This window comes from Aphanothece hegewaldii CCALA 016, assembly GCF_003007785.1.
GTDB classification, from domain to species: Bacteria; Cyanobacteriota; Cyanobacteriia; order Cyanobacteriales; family Microcystaceae; genus Chroococcus; species Chroococcus hegewaldii.
The window spans coordinates 86,515-107,594 of sequence record NZ_PXOH01000008.1 but is presented as its reverse complement, the minus strand read 5'-3'; the positions used below and the strand labels follow the sequence as shown (position 1 = coordinate 107,594).

The window sequence follows — 21,080 nt, the reverse complement described above, 5'->3', positions numbered from 1 at the left end:
CTTATTTTGTAATAAATCCCTAATTATTCTTATAGCGAAAATTCTCTCGGTTCAGCTAGTGCAGAATACCGTAATTAGTACAAAAAAACTGTAAGTATTTTATACAAAAAATGAATTTTGAACATCGACAACACGATTAAGTAAAGAAAATATTAACTTGGGAGCATAACAAAGTGAAAAACTTGGGTATATTCACGTAAGCGGCCATCAGTCACTCTGAAGAATTCCGTAAATCGATCATAGTATCAAAATTTCCTGATACCGACAATAGTAACAAAGATAGAACTTTCAATCTTAGATGTCTTTTTCGACCGCCGCTATTGGGAAATAAAAACGATGACTACTCAATCTCTAGGCCTTCACAGTATGGAACTACTTGTTACCTACTCTCGGAATCCTTCTTTAAAACTCCGTAATCATTTAGTCGAAATTAATGCGGGTTTAGTGCGTCAAGTAGCCCACCGTATTAGTCGTCAATGTTCTGAACCTTACGAAGATTTAGAACAAATTGGTTACTTAGGCTTAATTAGAGCGATTGAACGATTTAACCCCCATCAAGGCTGTGCTTTTAGTTCCTTTGCCATTCCTTATATTCGAGGAGAAATGCTACATTATTTACGCGATCGCGGTAGCATTATGAGAATTCCCAGACGCTGGCAAGAACTATATGCTAAAGGCAAAAAACTAAAAAAACAGTTAGGTATGTCCCTCGGACATCCACCCAAAGAAAAAGAAGTCGCCAAAGCCCTCGGAATCTCTTTACAAGAATGGAGTGAATGCCAACTCGCCCTACAAAATCGATTACTCGTTAGTTTAGATGCGACAGTTGCCCAAGTCAATGAAGGCTGTCTAACCTTTGGTGAAACCCTACCTGATCCCCATTGTTTAACCCAACGTTACTGGGAAGAAGAACGACTACACCTACAAAAAGCAATGAGTCAGTTAGAAGATAAAACCAAAGCAGCGATCGAATGCGTTTTCATCAAAGATTTACCCCGTAAAGAAGCAGCCAAAGAAATTGGCATTAGTCCCATGACAGTTACGCGTCACCTACAAAAAGGAATTGAACAGTTAGGACTATTAATGAATCCTCAAGCCGCCTAAATGATCTTCCCCTCTTTTAACCTTACCATCTGCCAAGTTTCCCTCCTACATACGACAAAGTACATATACCTCTAACCGAAAATGTTAGGGGTTTTTTGTGAAGAAAAACATACCTTTACTTGTTAAGGTAAAAAATAAAACACAAATTATGAACATCAAAGACGGTTTTCTTAGTACAGTTGGTAATACACCATTGATTCGTCTTAACAGCTTCAGTGAAGAAACTGGGTGTGAAATCTTAGGAAAAGCAGAATTTTTAAATCCTGGCGGTTCAGTCAAAGATCGCGCCGCCTTATATATCATTAATGATGCCGAAGCAAAAGGCTTACTCAAAACTGGTGGTACAGTCGTCGAAGGAACAGCAGGAAATACAGGCATCGGACTCGCACATATTTGTAATGCAAAAGGTTACAAATGTCTAATTATTATTCCCGATACCCAATCACAAGAAAAAATAGATCTTCTTAGAACACTTGGGGCCGAAGTTCGTCCGGTTCCAGCAGTTCCCTATCGAGATCCCAATAATTATGTCAGGCTTTCTGGACGTATTGCCCAAGAAATGCCAAACGCTATTTGGGCTAATCAATTCGATAATTTAGCCAACCGACAAGCCCATTATGAAACAACTGGGGCGGAAATTTGGGCGCAAACCGAAGGTAAAATCGATGCTTGGGTTGCAGCAACTGGAACCGGTGGCACTTATGCGGGTGTCTCTTTATATCTAAAAGAAAAAAATCCTAACATTAAATGCGTCGTCGCTGATCCGATGGGTAGTGGTTTATACAGTTATGTCAAAACGGGTGAAATTACCCTCGAAGGCAGTTCTATCACAGAAGGCATCGGAAACAGTCGCATTACCGCTAATATGCAGGGTGTACCCATTGATGATGCCCTGCAAATCGATGATACAGAAGCTATTCGAGTCGTTTATCAACTGCTAGAAAAAGACGGCTTATTTATGGGCGGTTCCGTTGGCATCAATGTTGGTGCGGCAGTAGCCCTCGCTAAAGCTATCGGTCCTGGTCACACAATTGTAACTGTTTTGTGTGATGGCGGCGCTCGTTATCAGTCTCGTCTATATAATCCTCAATGGTTAGCATCGAAAGGTTTATCAATTAAATAAGCTGACTGAACAAAGATAAGTTTATCATGGAACAATCCATGCCAGACGCGAGGGTGCATCATGCGAGCTTTACTGATTTATCCAGTCTTCCCACCGACTTTCTGGTCTTATGACAAAATTCTCGAACTCGTAAATCGTAAAGTATTATTGCCACCTCTGGGATTAATTACCGTAGCCGCGATTTTACCTCAAACATGGGAATTTAGACTCGTAGACCGTAATATTCGTCCTGCCACTGAGGAAGAATGGGCTTGGGCTGATCTTGTCATTCTTTCGGGCATGATTGTTCAAAAAAACGATTTAATTGAGCAAATTCAAGAAGCAAAACGACGTGGTAAATTAGTGGCTGTCGGTGGTCCCTATCCAACTTCTGTACCTTCTGAAATTGAAAAAGCCGGGGCGGATTTTCTCGTTTTAGATGAAGGTGAAATTACTCTACCCATGTTTGTTGAAGCTTTAGAAAGAGGCGAAACAAGCGGTATAATACGCACCACCGAGAAACCTAATGTTACCGAAACTCCCGTACCCCGCTACGATTTATTAGAGTTGGATGCTTATGACTCAATGTCGGTTCAGTTTTCCAGAGGTTGTCCTTTTCAGTGCGAATTCTGCGATATTATCGTTCTCTATGGTCGTAAACCCCGGACAAAATCTCCGTCTCAACTTTTAAAAGAGTTAGATTGTTTGTACGATTTAGGATGGCGACGCAGTGTATTTATGGTGGATGATAACTTTATCGGCAACAAACGCAACGTTAAATTATTACTCCAAGAATTAAAACTCTGGCAAATTGCTCATCATTATCCTTTCCGTTTTAATACAGAAGCATCCATTGATTTAGCCTCTGATCCTGAATTAATGGAATTGATGGTTGAATGTTATTTTGATGCCGTTTTTGTCGGTATTGAAACTCCCGATGAGGATAGTTTACAACTCACGATGAAATATCAAAATACCCGCAGTTCTCTACATGAGTCGGTAGAAACTATTATACGGGCGGGTTTACGTCCAATGGCCGGATTTATCATCGGTTTTGATGGCGAGAAAAAAGGCGCGGGCGATCGTATTGTCAATTTTGCTGAACAAACCGCCATTCCAACCACAACATTTGCTATGTTACAAGCACTTCCAAATACTGCACTTTGGCATCGTTTAGAAAAAGAAGGGCGTTTACAAGATAGTAAAGACGGCAACATCAACCAAACAACCCTAATTAATTTTATTCCCACACGTCCTATCGAAGACATTGCTAGAGAATATATTGAGGCTTTTTGGACATTGTACGATCCCGATCGCTATTTAGATCGGACTTATCGATGTTTTTTAATGTTAGGCGCACCCAAAGCTAAAACCGCGTTTAAAATCCCAAATTGGATCGATTTAAAAGCATTAGGAATCGTTATTTGGCGACAAGGAATTAAACGTCGTACCCGTTGGAAATTCTGGCATCATTTATTCAGTATTCTTAAACGAAATCCAAAAGTATTAGAGCATTATTTAACCATGTGCGCTCACAATGAGCATTTTATTGAATATCGGCAAATTGTACGCAATGAAATTGAACAGCAATTAAGTGATTTTAAAAAACAATCTAAAACTGAAAAGGTTTTAGCTTAACTCAGTATAGTTTTTAATTTTTCTGCCAATGCTTGTTGACTAAAACTCATTAATGTTTGTTCTCTTAACCATTGCCCATTACAACGGGGATCATTTCCCGCTAAAATTTCAAGACAAGCAATAGCGACAGCTTCGGGATCTCGATGAGGAACTCGCCAGCCCAAACGTCCATCTTGTAAAGGATCGGCCGAACCATCAGCATCACCCGCTAAAACGGGTATCCCGCAAGCCATCGCCTCTAGATAAACAATGCCAAAACCTTCTTGAGAGGGCATAATATAAGCATCAGCAACCCGATAATGATCAACTAATGCTTCATCGGGAACAAAACCCGCAAAGATCACTTGTTCTTTTACCCCTAAATCTTCAGCTAATTTCGCTAAACGTGGCGCGTCATCCCCTCGCCCAATTACTAAATACTTAATATCAGGATAAACTTTTTTTATCTTAGGCAATGCCCTAATAGTTACATCGACCCCTTTATAAATATCCCCTGACCATAAACGAGCAACGGTCATTAAAACTTTAGCATCTTTTAAATTATATTTCAGGGTTAAATCAATCGGTTTCGGTGCAGGGGTAAAACGATCGCCATCAACCACACAAGGAAGGATTTTCACTCGTTTTGCTTCAATTCCATTCGCTTTACACAACTTATCTCGACTATAACGGCTAATCGTCCAAATATCTGAAGCTTGTTGTAGGGCAAGACGTTCTAATGTTGGCAAAGGGCTCCAGACTTCTTTTCCATAAGTTAGCACAATATAAGGAATACCAAGGGGTTGACACAAAAACCGAGTCAGAGAAGCTAATTTTATATGTCCGCAAAAAACCTGTTTAGGGCGATTTTGAATTAGTATTGTCAACAGCGACCAAGCCATCTTTAATCTTCCCAGCCATGCCGATGATGATTTAAAATAATGGAATCCCACAGAATCACTAACAAAAGAATTTGGACAATCTACACCATCTCTAAGCAAAAAGATATCGGCATCAGCATAGTTATATAAAGATAAATAAGCCCGTAAGACATCTTTTACATAAGACTGAATGCCTCCTTCAGAGGAAAAAACTGTGAGGAAAGTAAAAACATGATTTGGCGATCGAGATCCCATTTTTTCAAACAAAAAATAAATTACACCCTCATAGTTTATACTAACTCCTATTTAATTGTAGAGACGCGACATATCACGTCTTTACAGAATATCAAAAATAATTACAGATACGTGGCTTCGATGAGCCCACGATTTTAATCGTGTGGATGAATCGCCACGGACTCTCGAATGATTTGCCGTACGACGGCAAATCCGAGTCCTTATCAATCTTTGCCTTGTGCTTCAATATATTTTTGAATAGTCGTACTAGAAACATTGCCCGCAGTTGAGCAAAAATAGGCTCTTGTCCACATTGAAGGCATTCTTTTTAAGTTATAAAATTCTTGCCTTAAAACATATCCTGAATAACCCTTGATGCGGTGCATAATCTGCATTGGTGCTAAGGTAGGTGGGCAGTTAAGAAATAGATGAACGTGGTCGGGTTCAATAGCTAGACTAATCACTTCACAGTCTAATTCTTTGGTTTTTTCATAAATCAATTCTGTTAGCCTTGCTTTCACATTGCCAACCAAGACTTTTCGTCTTCTTCTGGGTATCCAGATAAAGTGATAGTTGATTAGAGTAACGGATGTGTTTGCACGTCTATAGTCTTGACCCATAGACATTAGTGTACTACAATAGAAGTCATGAAGCAAGTCACTCTCACCATTAAGCTAAAGTTAGTCAATCTTAATCAATGCAAGGCGAATATGTTAGAAGCTATGCAAGTCGAAAATACTCGCTTGGCTAACTATCTTTTGTCTGTACCAATCAAAGAGAGAAAAAAACTAACAACAGCAAAAGTGCAGACTGATTTGTGTTCTGCTATCTGTAATCAGACAATTCGACACTCCTTAAGTAAAGCGGGACAAAAAACAAAACACTATAAAGTTTTGCCAGTTGAAGTTAATAATCAAAATTGGCAGGTCTTCAAGAATGGAGAAACTTATAGTATTAGTTTTCCGACCTTAAAGGGTGTTAAACGGGTTCCAATTAGCCTAGCTTCAGTTCATTGGCAAGAGACTCTAGATAAAGTGCTAAACAATCAATGTCAAAAGGGAAGTATCAAGCTAATCCAAAAACGCAACTTTTGGTATGTCTATATGACAGTAACTCTGGAAGTTCCAGAGGTTCAATCACAAAACAGAATTGGCTGTGACAGGGGGCAAAATAACCTAGCTGTGGTAGCACCATCACAAGGGTTTGGTAAGTTTTTTAGCGGTAGAGGAATCAAACATAAACGCAATTATTATCAGAAGCGTCGTGAATCTCTACAGAATGCTAAAAAGTTTCGAGCCTTGAAGAAATGGGACAAAAAAGAACGGCGGTGGATGGAATCAATCAACCATGCTATTAGCCGTAGAATCGTGCGGTTTGCTGAATATTTAGATGCTGATGTCGTTGTTGAAGACTTAGAAGGTTGCAGACAAACCATGAAGCAATCTAAAAAAAGTAGAAGACAAGCAGGGCAATCAAGACATAGTTGGTCTTTTTATTCCTTGGAACAGAAACTAAACTATAAACTTGATTTGAAGGGGCGGAAATTAATCAAAGTTCCAGCACCCTATACCTCAAAATCCTGTTCTACTTGTGGGACATTAGGCAACAGGAATAAGCACGATTTTAATTGTCCTCATGGACACTACCACAATGCTGATTTGAATGCTGCTAAAAATCTTGCTCAATGGGAAGGTTTTTGTTGTAATTTAAACCTACAACAAACTGTTTCTGTAATAGATACAGTCGGTTTAAATCATGGGGTCTTTGGCAGTCCCCTGAACTCCATGAAAGCTATACAACTAAGTTTGTTTTAGCCGTAGACGGGAGAATCCCATCCCTTTTAAGGGTGGGAGTGTCAAAATTCTTCTAATATCTTTCTTTCCCATTCGGTCGCTTCTCGCCATTCTCCAGGATTTAAACCCTCTAAACTTAGTTGACTTTTTTTACCTAATGTAATTGTGATACGAATTAATCGTAACGTTGGAAAACCTATCGCCGCCGTCATTTTTCTCACCTGTCGATTTCGTCCTTCAGTTAAAGTAATTTCTAACCAACAAGTCGGAACCGATTTTCGATAACGTATCGGTGGATTTCTCGGTAGTAAATTTGGTTCTTCAGTTAATTTTTTAATAAGAGCAGGACGTGTTTTATAATCTTGAATAATAATTCCTTTTCGCAAAGGATCGAGATCCATTTCCGAGGGAATTCTTTCGACTTGAACCCAATAAGTGCGAGGATGAGCAAATTTTCGATGTCCTAAACGATGCTGTAATTGTCCATTATTAGTTAGTAATAATAATCCTTCGCTATCTTGATCGAGTCGCCCAATCGAGTAAACTTCTGGAATTGGGATAAAATCTTTTAAAGTAAGTCTTTTCTCGGAACTTGCTTCATCGGTAAACTGACATAAAACATTGTAGGGTTTATAAAATAAAATATATTGATACTTTCGATTCATTTTCTTGTTTGTACAATTTTCAATAAACAGAAAAAATGTTTAGTGTTGATGCTAAAGTATTAAATCAATGGTTAGAACTTATTCATTTAATTAAACGTCAAACAACTACCAATGCAATTTACAGAAATTATTCATCAACTAAACCCGTTAATAAAATGCCATAGTTTAACTGCTAGTCCTGATTGTAACCCCGATATTAATGGTGTGGCTGCTGTTGATGAAGCAGAAAAAGGAACATTAAGTTATATTGAGGGTGCAAAATTCGCGCACCAAATCGAAAAAACTCAAGCCAGCGCGTTAATATTGCCTCTAGATGAAGCTTTACAAGCTCAAGCGACACAAAAAGGGATTGCTTGGTTAGCCGCCTCTGAACCCCGTCTAGCCTTTGCTCATGCGATTAATTTATTTTACAAACCTTTTAAACCCTCACCCCATATACACCCCAGTGCAGTTATTGATCCTTCGGCTACCATCGGCAAAGACGTTTATTTAGGTGCCCATGTCGTCATCCAAGCAAACGTTAAGATCGCAGATGGGGTTTGTATTCATCCTAATGTTGTCGTTTATCCAGATGTTATTATTGGCGATCGCACAATCTTACACGCTAACTGTACTATTCACGAACGCACTCAAATCGGCTCAAATTGTGTAGTGCATAGTGGGGCTGTCCTTGGTGCAGAAGGTTTTGGGTTTGTTCCGAGTCCTGGAGGCTGGTACAAAATGGAACAATCGGGCTACACTGTACTAGAAGATGGAGTGGAAATTGGCTGTAATACAACTATTGATCGTCCAGCAGTGGGAGAAACTCGAATTAAACGCAATACTAAAATTGATAATTTAGTACAAATTGGTCACGGTTGTCAGATTGGGGAAAATTGCGCGATCGCAGGACAAGCGGGTATGGCAGGCGGCGTAATTATCGGCAATAATGTAATCTTAGCAGGACAAGTCGGCATCGCCAATAATGCGAAAATTGGGGATAATGCGATCGCTACAGCCCAAACGGGAATACATAATGATATTAATTCTGGTGAAATAGTCTCCGGTAGTCCCGCAATGCCTTATAAACATTTTTTAAAGGTTGCTGCTGCTTATAAGCGTCTTCCAGAAATTTACCAAGCCATTAAACAGTTAAAATCTCAATAATTTAACTGTTCGCTGCAAGAAGTCCCACGCTATACGCGCTCTTAGCGATGGGATGAATTGCGGACAGAAACTGTGATATAATTGAGCAATCTTGACCATTTTTCCCAATGCGAAAACCAAGCTAAGTGGGCGATGCTACAAGAAAAACTATGGGTCTGCGGAAGGCTGGACTCCTGGCGTGTGGAGGGAAGGTAAGACTCGCTATCTTTCGGGGTAGAAAGCACATCCCGTTGAAGCAGGAAGCCTACGCTATATTGCGAAGCAATTAGCGATAGGTACTTCACACGGGTTATAGTGCGTTAGGGGCTTTTTAATTTTCAAACCCCTTTCACTGAGCTATCGTAAAAATCATGATCAATAAAATCCAGTTTAGCAAAGCTCTCAAACCCATTATAACTATTGCACCAGCAGCAACAATAGGATAACCCATACTCCACTCGACTTTAAAATCTTTTACTACAGCAGAAGTGAGAGATAAAGCCAAAGTTTCTAAAGCGATTCTAGCAATAAACAACGACGGAAGAAAAGATAAAAGCAGTTCAATAATTCCCAAGAAAAAAGACGCTTTGAAAATAGCTTCTAAACTATAAGCGCGAATTCCTAACCCTAAAACACTAGCAACAAATAGACCAATTGCGGTAAATAAGGTTCCTGTCCCCAAGACACTAAGTATACTAAAAACCCCTACAGTTTTTTGAATGGCAATAGATTTCGATGTTTTCTCATAAGCGACTTCTGGCCATTTAGTAGGAATGACTTCCTTTGCTAAAGTATTGACATTAACTTTTTGTTTTGTTTCTGTATATTGGAATACACAAGCCGTTCTAATGGGTTCAGAACCACCTTTAAAATTGTTTTGTTGGACATCAACAAAATAAACCCCAGGTAATACAATAGTTCCATCTGTTGATAAAGGTGTTGTCTTCATTTTGATGATTTCTTTATAAGACAAACCCGCATTGAGGCTGGCATAAAATTGACAGGTACCGATCGCAGTCGCTTCAAGACCCGCCGGAGGTGTATAAACATCGGCTGTAACCCCTTCAAATTCTGCGGCTGCTTTTGTCCGTTCTGAGGGTGTACCGGGATGACGTTTGAACGCTAACTCGATCGCTGGTGCACTGGCTATCTGTACTGCTAGTTCGCATTGATCAGAAGATGGAGAGTTTTCGCACAATGGCGAGGTTTCTAAGGCTGTACTCATCGTACGAACATTAATCATAACGACGAATATGGTAAAGATGACCCAGGCGATCGCTAAATGAACTGAAGAAGGTTGCCAAGTGGGGGCTTTTTTCTTTGTCGCTGTTTTTTTGAGTCGAGATCCCGTTACTTTTTGCGTGGGTTGTTGTGGGGATGATGTGGGCGGATTATATTTAGATGGGGTTAAAAGAGAGGGTTCTGTTTTTTCTGTAGTTTTTTCCGGTTCGGTTTCTTCTGTTTTAGTGGGTGTCGATGTTTCCGTCGCTATCGATAAAACTGCTGTTACTTGTTCCATTGTTGCAGTCGGATTAATACAATAACGACTAAACCATATAGAAGTTTTTCGTTTTTTCTCCTCATCTAACTCTACAAGCTCTTTGACCCATTGTTGTACGCTTGGGGGATGATTTGTTGTATTCGGTGTTTTGCCTTTATTAAAAATATCGTCCAAAAAAGGCGCGATAATTTGTTTATTGGGTAAAACGTGAAAAAAGTCAACCATTTTGGCAATATTAGCAGAGGGATGCGGTAGCTTTGCTGTTAATAAAGAACGGTTGCGAATAAAGCAGTATTTTGCTAATTCAAAGGGTTCTGATGTGGGTTGAGTTTCTTCTAAGATAGGTTCAGATGATGACTCGTTTACGATCGTTTCTGGAGTTTCTTTTAAGATAGGTTCAGATGATGACTCAGTAAGAATTGTTTCTGGAGTTTCTTTTAAGATAGGTTCAGATGATGACTCAGTAAGAATTGTTTCTTGAGGTTCTAAGTCATAGACAACCGGTAAAGATTCATTTTCTAATTCAATAACATTATTTTCGACTGAAGGTAACTCTAAATAAGTTTCCCAGTCTGGTTCAATAGTTCCCAAAATGCGACTATGAAGAGAAATTCCCTGTAATTCTGGAATTTGTTGATGAGCGATCGCACTGATCATCTTTTCGCTCAGTTGGTTATAATCAACGAGTTGAGCCGCTTCACGGTTAATATAGACATACAAATAAGGAACTTGTAAAAAAACCTGAAAATAAATTCCCGTTTCCTGACAATATTCTTCTATTATCCTAAGAATGTCTTCTTCACTCATCATAGTCTCGTTAAACACAGATCAACTTTACTAGAGCTAGTATTCCCAAAAAGCAGCCAGATCATTCACAATAATCCTCTAAAACCCTAAACTTATCATGGCTCATCAAGCGATCGCTACATAAAAATCATATAATTAATACAAACGTTCGGACTGGTTAAACAATGGTTGCTGATCCTAAACTCATTTACATGACTCCCGAAGAGTATCTAGACTGGGAGGAAGAACAACCCCTAAAATATGGCTACATTGATGGGGAAATTTACGACATGACAGGAGGTACACTCCCTCATAATGAAATTGCGGTTAATTTAACAACCTCATTAAAAACCTATTTACGGGGTAAAGGGTGTAAAGTATTTATGGCGGATGCGAAAGTCGGTGTATCGGAAAAAGGCCCCTTTCACTATCCTGATGTGATTGTAACTTGTGATCCTAGAGATCAAAAAGCCCGTAGAGTCATCTATCATCCTTGTCTCATTGTTGAAGTTCTTTCCCCAAGTACAGAAGCATTTGATCGCGGTGATAAATTTAAACACTATCGCCAAATTAGTACTTTAAAAGAATATGTTTTAATAAGTGCTGATAAAATAAATGTGGACTGCTATCGACTTAATGAAAATAATAAATGGGAATTAACGTCTTATAGCCTTGATGAGATGAATCTTTCTCCAGAAGAAATAGAAATAGAATTTACCAGTATCAATTATTCTTGTCCTTTATCTAGTATGTATGAAGATGTCGCATTAGGGGAAGAAGATAACTAACTTAACCATGCGATCGCATTTCTAAGCCATTCTTCTGTACTCGAATTTTTTAGCATTAATTCATCCTGACTCAAAGCGGATACAGCCTGATTAATCTCATCATTAGTATATCCTAAAGCCAGTAAAGTCATTTCCACATCTTCTAAAATCTCTCTTTCTGGAAGTGCGGTAGATGAAGTAACAGAAATACCACTATTTTTTCGCCACTGAGATAATTTAGTTTTTAATTCTAAAGCAATTCTTTCGGCTGTTTTTGCCCCCACTCCTGACGGTTTAGACAAAGTTTTAATATTACACGTAATAATTGCTTGTACTAATTCTTCCAGTCCCAGTGTATCAATTAAAGCAATAGCTGTCTGCGTTCCAACTCCTGTTACAGCAATTAGCTGACGAAATAAATCACGTTCGGCGGTACTAGCAAAACCATATAATATTGTTTGATCTTCTCTACTTTGTAAATGAGTAAAAATCTGTGTAATTTCCTTAGCGTCTTGCGTGACTTGTCTTGCTAACCGAGAAGGAATTTGAATCTCATAACCCATCTGATTAACTTCTAAAATTAAAATCAGACGATTACTCGTACTCTTGACAATATCAATCACCTGACCTTTAAGATAGCTAATCATAAAAAATGCACCACACTGATATAATAATAAAATTAGCCAAAATGCTTATCTTTATCAAACTTTAACTCTATGCGGCGCAAAAAACAACGTTTTAGATTAAAGTTTTCAAGCAACTTGCTTCTCGAACAATAATGCTCAATACGATTTAAAAAATGACTTCTATTTCCGATTCTTTTCAGTCTCTGCGCCATCAAAATAAATGTGCTTTTATTCCTTTTATAACGGCAGGTGATCCAGATTTAGAAACAACCGCTAAAGCTTTAAAAGTTTTGGATGTTGGGGGTGCAGATTTTATCGAATTAGGTGTACCTTATTCTGATCCTCTCGCAGATGGTCCCGTTATTCAAGCAGCAGCGACTCGCGCTTTACAAAAAGGAGTCAAGCTAGAAGATGTCCTAGAAATCGTCAGAACAACTAGCCCAGAAATCTCCGCCCCAATTATTCTCTTTACTTACTATAATCCCATATTCTACCGAGGTGCTGAGTCTTTTTTAGATCAAATCGCCGCAGCAGGAGTCAAAGGATTAGTTGTCCCTGATTTGCCCCTAGAAGAGGCTCACACCCTGCTCGAACCCGCCGCACATCGGGGGATAGATGTTACATTATTAGTCGCGCCTACAAGCTCATTTGAACGAATTCAAGCGATCGCTCAACAGTCTCAAGGATTCATTTACTTAGTCAGTGTGACGGGAGTTACGGGAATGCGTTCTCAAGTGGCGACTCGTGTTGAAGAATTAATCTCGCTGATCCGTAGTGTCACTGATAAACCTATTGGGGTCGGTTTTGGCATTTCTTCCCCAGAACAAGCCTTACAGGTCAAAAAATGGGGCGCAGATGGCGTAATTGTTGGGAGTGCAGTCGTAAAAAAACTCGCATCAGGAACACCGGAAAAGGCATTACAATCAGTAAGTGAATTCTGTCAGAGCCTGCAAAAAGCGATCGCTTCCTAACTTTTATGGAACAGTTTATCCCCTTACTCGCTAGAATTTTACTCTCAGCAATTTTTATTAAATCTGGAATTGATCATGTTTTAGATCCGATTTCTACACAACAATATATGGCATCTGTTGGACTACCTTTTCCTAGTCTTCTTTTAGCTGCTACTATATTGATTTTAATCGTCGGTGGTTTCTCTATCCTACTGGGTTATCAAGCGCGTTGGGGAGCGCTTATTTTAATTGGTTTTTTAATTCCTGCTACTTTAGTTTTTCATACGGATTTTCCCAAAGAAGAAATTTCATTTTTTAAAAATTTGGCTTTAATGGGAGGACTTTTTATGATTATTGCCTATGGTGCTGGTTCCTACAGTGTTGATGCCCTTAATTCTTTATCGAGGGAAACAAAAAAAAGAATCAGACGCTAAAAATAAAAAATTATTGCGCTCCCAACTTATGGCCATTTGGATCAGAAATTTGGTATTGTGTATTTGTTTCTGTTGGCCACTTTTCTTGAATTTTTCGAGCCAGTTCTTGACCTGCATTCGTTGAACGATTTTGTAATTGTTCGGCAAATAAATCAGCTACCGCTTCAATTTCTTCTACACTGGTGAGAGATCTTGAGACAACTTTATTTTGACAAATTACATAAACTGATGCTTTTGGCATTTCTTTAAAAAGGAAACCGCAAATAAAGCCATCAGATAAAGTAAAATATGTGTAATCACCATCTAATTTACCAGCATCAGGAATTTTATCTATTTCTTGTGCCGCATCGATCGCTCTTTTAATCTGAAGATTAACAATCGTTTGCTCTTGAGCAAAAACTGGAAAATTTAGTCCGATGACTAAACTACTGACCACGAATGATGAGCTAAGAATTCTTTTTAAAACAAACTTCATGTCGATGATTGTGCCACAGATCTTAATCTCTATAATAAGCCGTAATTGGAACAACAAAACAAACGCTCTAAAAAAATTAATATTATTTTAATCAATAATTTTTAAATTAAACGGACAAATTATCTTATAAGATAAAATTAAGTAACTTTGAGAACATTTTTTAACTATGTCGTGTCAATACGGTTCTTGGAAATCTCCAATTACTTCTGACCTAATTGTAGCAGAAACAATCGGTTTAGGTGAGATCGCCATCGATGGAAATGAGATTTATTGGATAGAAGGAAGACCATCGGAAGGGGGACGAAATGTCTTAGTGAAAAAATCAATAGAAGGAAAAAATATCGAAATCATTCCCCCACCTTATAATATGCGGACTCTTGTTCATGAATACGGGGGAGGTTCTTTGCTCGTTATTGATACAATTATCTATTTTGTAAATTTTGCTGATCAACGAATCTATCAACAAATTTATCCTAATCCACCACAGCCGTTAACTCCAGAAAACAAACTTCGTTATGCTGATTTTATTCTAGATAGAACCCGTAATCATCTAATTTGTGTTTGTGAAGATCATACTCAAGCTGAACAAGAACCCAAAAACTATATCGCTAGTGTAGATGTAAAAACAGGAGAGATTAAAATATTAACTTCTGGTGCAGATTTTTATAGTTCACCTCGTTTAAGTCCTGATGGTCATCAACTTGCATGGATTGAGTGGAACCATCCTAATATGCCTTGGGATGAAAGTCAATTATGGCTGGCTAATTTTGATGAGCAAGGAAACTTAGAAAACAGTAAATGTCTTGTCGGAAATAGAGAAGAATCAATCTGTGAGCCGAGATGGTCGCCAGATGGTATACTTTATTTTAGTAGCGATCGTTCAGGATGGTGGAATCTTTATAACTATCAAAATTATCCTGAACCTCTAATCCAAGCTGAGGCAGAATTCGCCTATCCTCATTGGATTTTTGGCATTACTACTTATGGTTTTATCAACAAATCAAAAATCGCTTGTACTTATACCCAGAATGGACAATGGTATCTAGCATACATTGATCTAAATACTCAATCATTGCATCCGATTAACATTCCTTATACTAATATTTCTTCTCTAAAAATCCAAGGAGAAAAACTGGTATTTATTGGGAGTTCACCCACACAAACCACAGCAATTATTCAATATGATTTAAAATCTCAAGAAACAACAATTCTACAACGCTCTAGTCAGATTACTATAGATCCAAAATATATTTCTATACCAGAAGCGATCGCTTTTCCCACAGAAAACGGAATGACTGCCTATGCTTGGTATTATCCGCCAAAAAATCCCGATTACCAAGCCCCCATTACCGAAAAACCCCCCTTACTCGTTAAAAGTCATGGCGGGCCAACCGCAGCCGCTTCAGTTGGGTTAAACTTAAGAATTCAATACTGGACAAGTCGCGGGTTTGGCTATCTTGATGTTAATTATGGCGGAAGTACTGGATATGGACGAGCCTACCGCAAACGCTTGGACCACAATTGGGGTATTGTCGATGTACTTGATTGTATCAACGGTGCTAACTATCTCGCCAAACAAAAGAAAGTAGACAGCAACCGCTTAATGATTTCTGGAGGAAGTGCCGGAGGATATACAACCCTAGCTGCATTAACCTTTTATGACACCTTTAAAGCTGGAGCCAGTTATTATGGAGTGAGTGATTTAGAAATCTTATGTCAAGATACCCATAAATTTGAATCTCGTTATCTAGATCGCCTCGTTGGAGAATATCCAGCACAAAAAGAGATATATGTCAAGCGTTCTCCGATACATTTTATCGATAAATTGTCATGTCCTGTGATCTTTTTTCAAGGATTAGAAGATAAAATCGTTCCACCTAACCAAGCTCAAATGATGGTAGAAGCCCTACAAAATAAAGGTTTACCCGTTGCTTATGTGCCTTTTCCTGGAGAACAACACGGCTTTCGACGCTCAGAAACGATTAAAAAAGCCTTGGATGGGGAATACTATTTCTATACTCAAGTCTTTAGTATTCCTTTAGCAGAACCAATAGAAACCATTGAAATTATGAATCTAACTCAAAAATGACAGCAGTCTACACCCTCAATGAATTAGAAAAAGCGATCGCTACTCATCCTAAGCAATGGCGACCTTTAGTCTTTACTAATGGATGTTTTGACCTACTCCATGTTGGTCATATACGCTATTTGAGTGCAGCAAAAACCTATGGTAAAGCTTTAGTCGTCGGAATCAATAGTGATCAGTCTGTACGGACGATAAAACCCTCTAAAACTGGATCTCCCCCCCGTCCAATCATCCCTGACTCTCAACGCGCTGAAGTGATTGCCGCGCTAAAATCTGTTGATGGTGTAGTCATTTTTTCGGAAACAACCGCAACCAACTTAATCGAAACCCTCAAACCCGATATTTACGTCAAAGGTGGTGACTATACCCTGAATACATTACCCGAAACCCCGACCGTTCAAGCATACGGCGGAAAAATCGAGTTAGTCAAGATAGAAATTCCCACATCGACATCCAGAATTATTGAACATATTACAAGAAATAAACTATAGTATGTTAGAGGCGATGCCCTAAATAGTTGATTTTAGTGATTGTTGTGCAAATAACGACTTATTTCATTTGACTATAGGGTATCAAAGCACACCTTTAGCCCGTCTTGTCTTCCATCTATCCCATAAAAATTGGGAAGGAGGAAAGAAAGTCAGTATAGGAGTTAAAAGCATGAAAACTTTACTCTCTGTAGTTAAAATCCTCATTAGTATTAATATTGCTACGGCGATCGTATCACTACTGGTTTTTGCACTAATGCGAGAGCAACAGACCAAATTAACCGATCATAAACAAAATTCATCAGAGCCAAGCCAGTTTTATCATACAGAGCTTAAAGCTAAAACAACAGCCGAACAACAACAATTAGAAACAAGCTACGAAAAAATCGCCCAGCACGAACAAGAAATTAAAAAACTAGAAGGAGAATTAAAAGCTTATAAAACTAAAGTCAAAGATATGCTTTTGCCCAAAGATGGTCAGCAGTCCTTGAAAATTATAAACAATAACTATCCTCAAACCGCAATTCAAAGTAACGTTTCTTCAAGTAGTCCAAATTCTCCACCTCTACTCAATCAAATCCTCAACAGTGGACAAAGAAGACCATTACTTCCAACAAATAGACCGATCGCACCTTCTCAACCGTCTTTTAAAGTTTTAGAATCTTCGAGTAAAATTAATTCACCTAAAAATGTAAGCTCAATTCCCGTCTCAAAAAATTCGGAGCGAGAGAAAAAAATTAGTACAAACGAAAATTCTCAGATTCAATCAACCTTACCTCCATTTAGAAGAGGAGTACCTTCTTTATCCACCTCTTTTAATCTTCCCTCCTCCCCTCAAACCCTCCAAACACCTCGACCAAAATTATCTAGTGGAGAAATTACTCCAGATTCAAGAGCCTTGTTTACTGCTCAAACTGGACAAAAACTGAAGGATAGCTTCATTACGCCGACTCAAACCAATAATTACAATGACACTGAACTCAAAAACAAAACAGTACTGATGGCCCAACAACTTTCTAAGAAATTCTATCAGGATTATATGTCTAATTCGGAATTTCAGTCCCAACAAAACCATAAAGAACATATTGCTCGTGCTAATGATATTGTTGCTGGTTTAATGGTCGCTGATGAAAAAGGTCAGATTACTTACGGAACACAAACCTACAAAAAAGTTCAAACCGCGATTAGACTTTTACGTCGAGGAGAAACGATCAATGATGCAGCCCGTCGCTCAACACTTTCCCCCTCTGTTTTAAATCAACTGATCAAATGGGGAGAAAATCGCCCGGGTAATCTTTCTGAATTATCCGAAATTAGTCAAGTCAGCCCAGATGTAAATTAATGTCTTTTCTCTTTAACTTTCTCTCGTGGATGCCCCTAAAAATTGGCTAAGATGTATAAGACTAATCAATACAACAGCGACATCATCAGATGTTCCAAAGTTCACGTAGTCGTCTATTATTGTATTACCTGTTGGTAATGGCAGCTATTTTATGCTTATTTAGTGCTGCTTTTTTTGGATTATTCAGTCGCAGTTTGTATCATCAAATAGATAAAAATTTAGAAACCTTAGCACGAGTAGCAGTACCTTCCTTTAATCAAATTAGCCAAAGCAGCGATTATTTAAACAATTTAGATGAAGTACCTTGGCGCGAGATTTTTAATTCAGAACAACAGAGCTTAGAATGGTTTGACTCTCAAGAACGACTCTTAGCAAGTCAGGGCAATTTAAAATTAGTATTCCCTCCTAAACTGGGATTTTGGACATTAATCAGCGATCGAGAATTAATTCCCTATCAAATTCGGACGTTTACACTTTCGATTACCTTAGATCGCTCCATTCAAGGACAATCACCTTTAAAAGGTTATATTCGCAGTAGTCAAACAACAGAAGAATTACAGACCGTTCAAAATCAATTTTTGTGGCAGCTAGGAATTAGTATTATCGCAGTTTTAGGATTGATTGCCATTAGTGGACTTTGGCTGACTAAAAAAGCCCTAGAACCAGTAATGCAAAGTTTTAAACAATTACAACAGTTTACCGCTGATGCTTCTCATGAATTGCGCGGCCCCTTAACAGCCATTAAAGCCTCAGTCGATGTAATGCGTAATCATCCTGAACGCTTTGAGCAGAAAGATGCGAAAAAAATAGCAGCGATCTCCAGTGCAACTGAACAAATGACCCATTTAACTCAAGATCTGCTGTTTTTAGCTCGTAGCGAAGCTAAAGGTAAACCAACAGCCAGTGAATGGCATTGTCTCGCATTAGATACTCTTTTAGATGACCTCTATGACTGGTTTGAATCAGCAGCCGAAGCAAAAGATATCGAGTTTAACTGTTATTTTTCAGGTACAACTAAAATTAGGGGCGATCAAGCCCAATTAAGTCGGCTTTTTTCCAACCTCATCGAAAACGCCTTAAACTATACTCCTCAAGCAGGAAAAATTACTATTAGTCTAGTTCAACAAAATCAGTCCGCTAAGGTGAGCATTTCTGATACAGGAATTGGTATTCCTTCCGATAGTCTACCCTTTGTCTTTGATCGTTTTTGGCGGGCGGATCAAGCACGTTCCCATCGTCAAGGTGGAACTGGACTCGGATTAGCTATTGCTCAAGCGATCGCCCGTAGTCATGGTGGCCAGATTACCGTAAGTAGTAAGTTAGGTCAAGGTAGTTGTTTTCAGGTTATTTTACCCCTTTATCGTCCAGAAACTGCCAAAAGTATGACTCAGTGGTCATCGTGGAAAACTTCAATTTTGTCAAAATCTTTAAATACTAATCAGTCATTGCGTCTACTCAAAAAATCAGCACTGATGAGCGCGATCATCATGCTTTCAATTTTGCCCCCTTTGATCCTTACGATCACCTTTAATCAAGTGGAAACTTTTGAAGGGCTAAAATTTCCACAAGGAGGCATTTCATTTGCCGATGAAGTCGTTTATTATCAAGCCAAGCCCCAAACTCAGCCGATTCAGTTAACAATTAGTCAAAATAGCTTAAACAATCCGATAGCCGCTTTGGGCATTCCCAATTCACAATCACAAAAACGCTTTTTCTTTTTTAAGCAACCTCACAATGTAGTCAATTTAAGCCTTGGTGGTAGTTTAATTTTAAAGTTTACAGACAATTTATTAACTGGGAACGGAAATTCGACCCCAGATCTATGGATTTTTATCGGTGAGCAACCGACAATAGAGGCACTTGCTGTAGCAATTAGCCAAGATGGTACAATCTGGCAAAATATCGGCTTTGTGGATCACCAACAAGAAGGGATTGATCTTGATCGATGGGGTTGGCACAAAAATGATTTTTTTTCCTATGTCCGTTTGACTTACCTTCCTTCCACAGAAAAAGTGGCACAATACAGCAATTCTAATACAGTAGCGATCGATGCAGTAGGGGCGGTTACTTCAGTTAAGATTGTAAGTTCAGACACAGGATTATTTCCCTTGAATAGTCCTCTAACACGTAGCCTGATTGCAGGAATTGTTTTACTGGGAGTCGGTTTAGGGGCGCGTTATGGGTGGAAAAAAACAATCAAGAAACGCAAATAACCAAAGACAACCTTACAGTCTGATATGATCGATCAAGGATTGACTACCGAGAGGGAAAATTCCACAATCTAACCAGCTAGAGAATCAAAGAAAACAAAACATACAATGACTGATCCTGATTTGACACTTTTACAAGAATCTAGTGAAAACGTTTCGCTTATTTCGAGCCAGTTCCAAGCTGAATCAGAAAAAAATCAGTTACAAATGATTCCAAATCTAGCGAGTGCAGGCGAAGCGGGTTTAGATGTCCTTATGGATTTTTTACGCTCCAATCAATCTACTCCCATAAGTTTAGTAAAAGGTAAGGTTTATCAGACTCTTTATCAAGTTAATACGTCTCAAACTCAAGATTTTCTTTCTACTTATTTTCCGACAGGTGTTGTTCCTTTAGACAGCGATCGCCAGATTGATTATCGTTTACTTCAAAAATTATTAGTTGAAGGCGATTTTCAAACCGCAGATAGTTTAACACGACAAAAGCTATGTGAACTAGCAGGAGAAGCAGCGATCGGGCGTAAATGGCTTTATTTTACCGAGGTAGAAAAGTTTCCACTTACCGACTTACATACGATTAATTCTTTGTGGTGGGTTCATTCTGAAGGAAAATTTGGCTTTTCAGTTCAGCGAAAAATCTGGTTATCAGTAGGTGAAGATTTCCCGAAACTTTGGCCGAAAATTAACTGGAAAAACGGCAACAATTGGACACAATACCCCAATGAGTTTATCTGGAATCTCAATGCACCTGCGGGTCATCTTCCCTTATTAAATCAATTACGTGGTGTGAGAGTAGCCGCATCTTTATACAATCATCCTGTATGGGAAGAAAAAGGCTGGTAATTTCAGTTATCAGTAACCAGTAACCAGTAATCAGTAATTTGAGGACTGATTACT

At 38.7% G+C, this 21,080-nt stretch carries 19 protein-coding genes; 13 read left to right on the top strand and 6 right to left on the bottom strand.

From position 1 onward, the window contains the following. Positions 1-336: 336 nt before the first annotated feature. From C7H19_RS10060 to C7H19_RS10050, 3 genes are all read left to right on the top strand, one after another. The gene (locus tag C7H19_RS10060; protein ID WP_106456743.1) at positions 337-1,104 is read left to right on the top strand and encodes an RNA polymerase sigma factor SigF; all 768 of its coding nucleotides are present in this window, start codon (positions 337-339) and stop codon (positions 1,102-1,104) included. Positions 1,105-1,252: 148 nt separating this feature from the next. Beyond that, on the top strand, positions 1,253-2,227 hold the full coding sequence (locus C7H19_RS10055; RefSeq protein ID WP_106456742.1) for a cysteine synthase A: 975 nt from the start codon (positions 1,253-1,255) through the stop codon (positions 2,225-2,227). Between the two features lie 60 nt (positions 2,228-2,287). After that, positions 2,288-3,844 (top strand): B12-binding domain-containing radical SAM protein, encoded by a 1,557-nt coding sequence (locus C7H19_RS10050; protein WP_106456741.1) that lies wholly within the window; start codon positions 2,288-2,290, stop codon positions 3,842-3,844. Here the strand turns inward: C7H19_RS10050 and C7H19_RS10045 are convergent. After that, complete coding sequence (locus C7H19_RS10045; protein WP_106456812.1) at positions 3,841-4,959, bottom strand: glycosyltransferase; 1,119 nt, start codon at positions 4,957-4,959, stop codon at positions 3,841-3,843. The two genes, C7H19_RS10050 and C7H19_RS10045, sit on opposite strands and share 4 nt — an antisense overlap. A 203-nt stretch (positions 4,960-5,162) precedes the next feature. Further along, positions 5,163-5,558 carry an IS200/IS605 family transposase gene (gene tnpA, locus C7H19_RS10040; protein ID WP_106456811.1) on the bottom strand — a complete coding sequence of 132 codons (396 nt, stop codon included), beginning with the start codon at positions 5,556-5,558 and terminating at the stop codon, positions 5,163-5,165. Positions 5,559-5,585: 27 nt separating this feature from the next. Between tnpA and C7H19_RS10035 the strand changes: the two genes are divergently transcribed. Beyond that, positions 5,586-6,752 (top strand): RNA-guided endonuclease InsQ/TnpB family protein, encoded by a 1,167-nt coding sequence (locus C7H19_RS10035; RefSeq protein ID WP_106456740.1) that lies wholly within the window; start codon positions 5,586-5,588, stop codon positions 6,750-6,752. A 41-nt stretch (positions 6,753-6,793) separates the two neighbouring features. Here the strand turns inward: C7H19_RS10035 and C7H19_RS10030 are convergent, their stop codons facing one another. Then, a complete protein-coding gene (locus C7H19_RS10030) occupies positions 6,794-7,396 on the bottom strand; it encodes a pseudouridine synthase (protein ID WP_106456739.1) in 603 nt (200 codons plus the stop codon). Positions 7,397-7,507: 111 nt separating this feature from the next. Between C7H19_RS10030 and lpxD the strand changes: the two genes are divergently transcribed. Then, entirely contained in the window at positions 7,508-8,542 is a 1,035-nt protein-coding gene (gene lpxD, locus C7H19_RS10025; RefSeq protein ID WP_106456738.1) for a UDP-3-O-(3-hydroxymyristoyl)glucosamine N-acyltransferase, read from the top strand. Between the two features lie 328 nt (positions 8,543-8,870). Here lpxD and C7H19_RS10020 read toward each other — a convergent pair whose 3' ends face one another. Then, on the bottom strand, positions 8,871-10,847 hold the full coding sequence (locus C7H19_RS10020) for a hypothetical protein (protein ID WP_146136508.1): 1,977 nt from the start codon (positions 10,845-10,847) through the stop codon (positions 8,871-8,873). A 146-nt stretch (positions 10,848-10,993) separates the two neighbouring features. Between C7H19_RS10020 and C7H19_RS10015 the strand changes: the two genes are divergently transcribed. Continuing rightward, positions 10,994-11,596 carry a Uma2 family endonuclease gene (locus C7H19_RS10015; protein WP_106456736.1) on the top strand — a complete coding sequence of 201 codons (603 nt, stop codon included), beginning with the start codon at positions 10,994-10,996 and terminating at the stop codon, positions 11,594-11,596. On the opposite strand, the gene ruvA is transcribed toward C7H19_RS10015, so the two are convergent. After that, entirely contained in the window at positions 11,593-12,222 is a 630-nt protein-coding gene (gene ruvA, locus C7H19_RS10010) for a Holliday junction branch migration protein RuvA (RefSeq protein ID WP_106456735.1), read from the bottom strand. The genes C7H19_RS10015 and ruvA overlap by 4 nt on opposite strands. Positions 12,223-12,374: 152 nt before the next feature. Between ruvA and trpA the strand changes: the two genes are divergently transcribed. Beyond that, entirely contained in the window at positions 12,375-13,172 is a 798-nt protein-coding gene (gene trpA, locus C7H19_RS10005; RefSeq protein ID WP_106456734.1) for a tryptophan synthase subunit alpha, read from the top strand. Between the two features lie 5 nt (positions 13,173-13,177). Then, a complete protein-coding gene (locus C7H19_RS10000) occupies positions 13,178-13,585 on the top strand; it encodes a DoxX family protein (RefSeq protein ID WP_106456733.1) in 408 nt (135 codons plus the stop codon). Positions 13,586-13,595: 10 nt separating this feature from the next. On the opposite strand, the gene C7H19_RS09995 is transcribed toward C7H19_RS10000, so the two are convergent. Beyond that, a complete protein-coding gene (locus C7H19_RS09995; protein ID WP_219907626.1) occupies positions 13,596-14,060 on the bottom strand; it encodes a hypothetical protein in 465 nt (154 codons plus the stop codon). Between the two features lie 166 nt (positions 14,061-14,226). Between C7H19_RS09995 and C7H19_RS09990 the strand changes: the two genes are divergently transcribed. From C7H19_RS09990 to C7H19_RS09970, 5 genes are all read left to right on the top strand, one after another. Beyond that, positions 14,227-16,149 (top strand): S9 family peptidase, encoded by a 1,923-nt coding sequence (locus C7H19_RS09990; protein ID WP_106456731.1) that lies wholly within the window; start codon positions 14,227-14,229, stop codon positions 16,147-16,149. Continuing rightward, positions 16,146-16,637, top strand: coding sequence for a D-glycero-beta-D-manno-heptose 1-phosphate adenylyltransferase (gene rfaE2 / locus C7H19_RS09985; protein WP_106456730.1), 492 nt, complete (start codon positions 16,146-16,148; stop codon positions 16,635-16,637). The genes C7H19_RS09990 and rfaE2 overlap by 4 nt, the downstream gene beginning before the upstream one ends. A 169-nt stretch (positions 16,638-16,806) precedes the next feature. Beyond that, on the top strand, positions 16,807-17,976 hold the full coding sequence (locus C7H19_RS09980) for a hypothetical protein (protein ID WP_106456729.1): 1,170 nt from the start codon (positions 16,807-16,809) through the stop codon (positions 17,974-17,976). Between the two features lie 89 nt (positions 17,977-18,065). Further along, positions 18,066-20,189, top strand: coding sequence for a sensor histidine kinase (locus C7H19_RS09975; protein WP_106456728.1), 2,124 nt, complete (start codon positions 18,066-18,068; stop codon positions 20,187-20,189). 105 nt (positions 20,190-20,294) lie between these two features. Continuing rightward, positions 20,295-21,026, top strand: a complete 732-nt coding sequence (locus tag C7H19_RS09970) for a GUN4 domain-containing protein (RefSeq protein WP_106456727.1) — start codon at positions 20,295-20,297, stop codon at positions 21,024-21,026. Positions 21,027-21,080 lie beyond the last annotated feature (54 nt).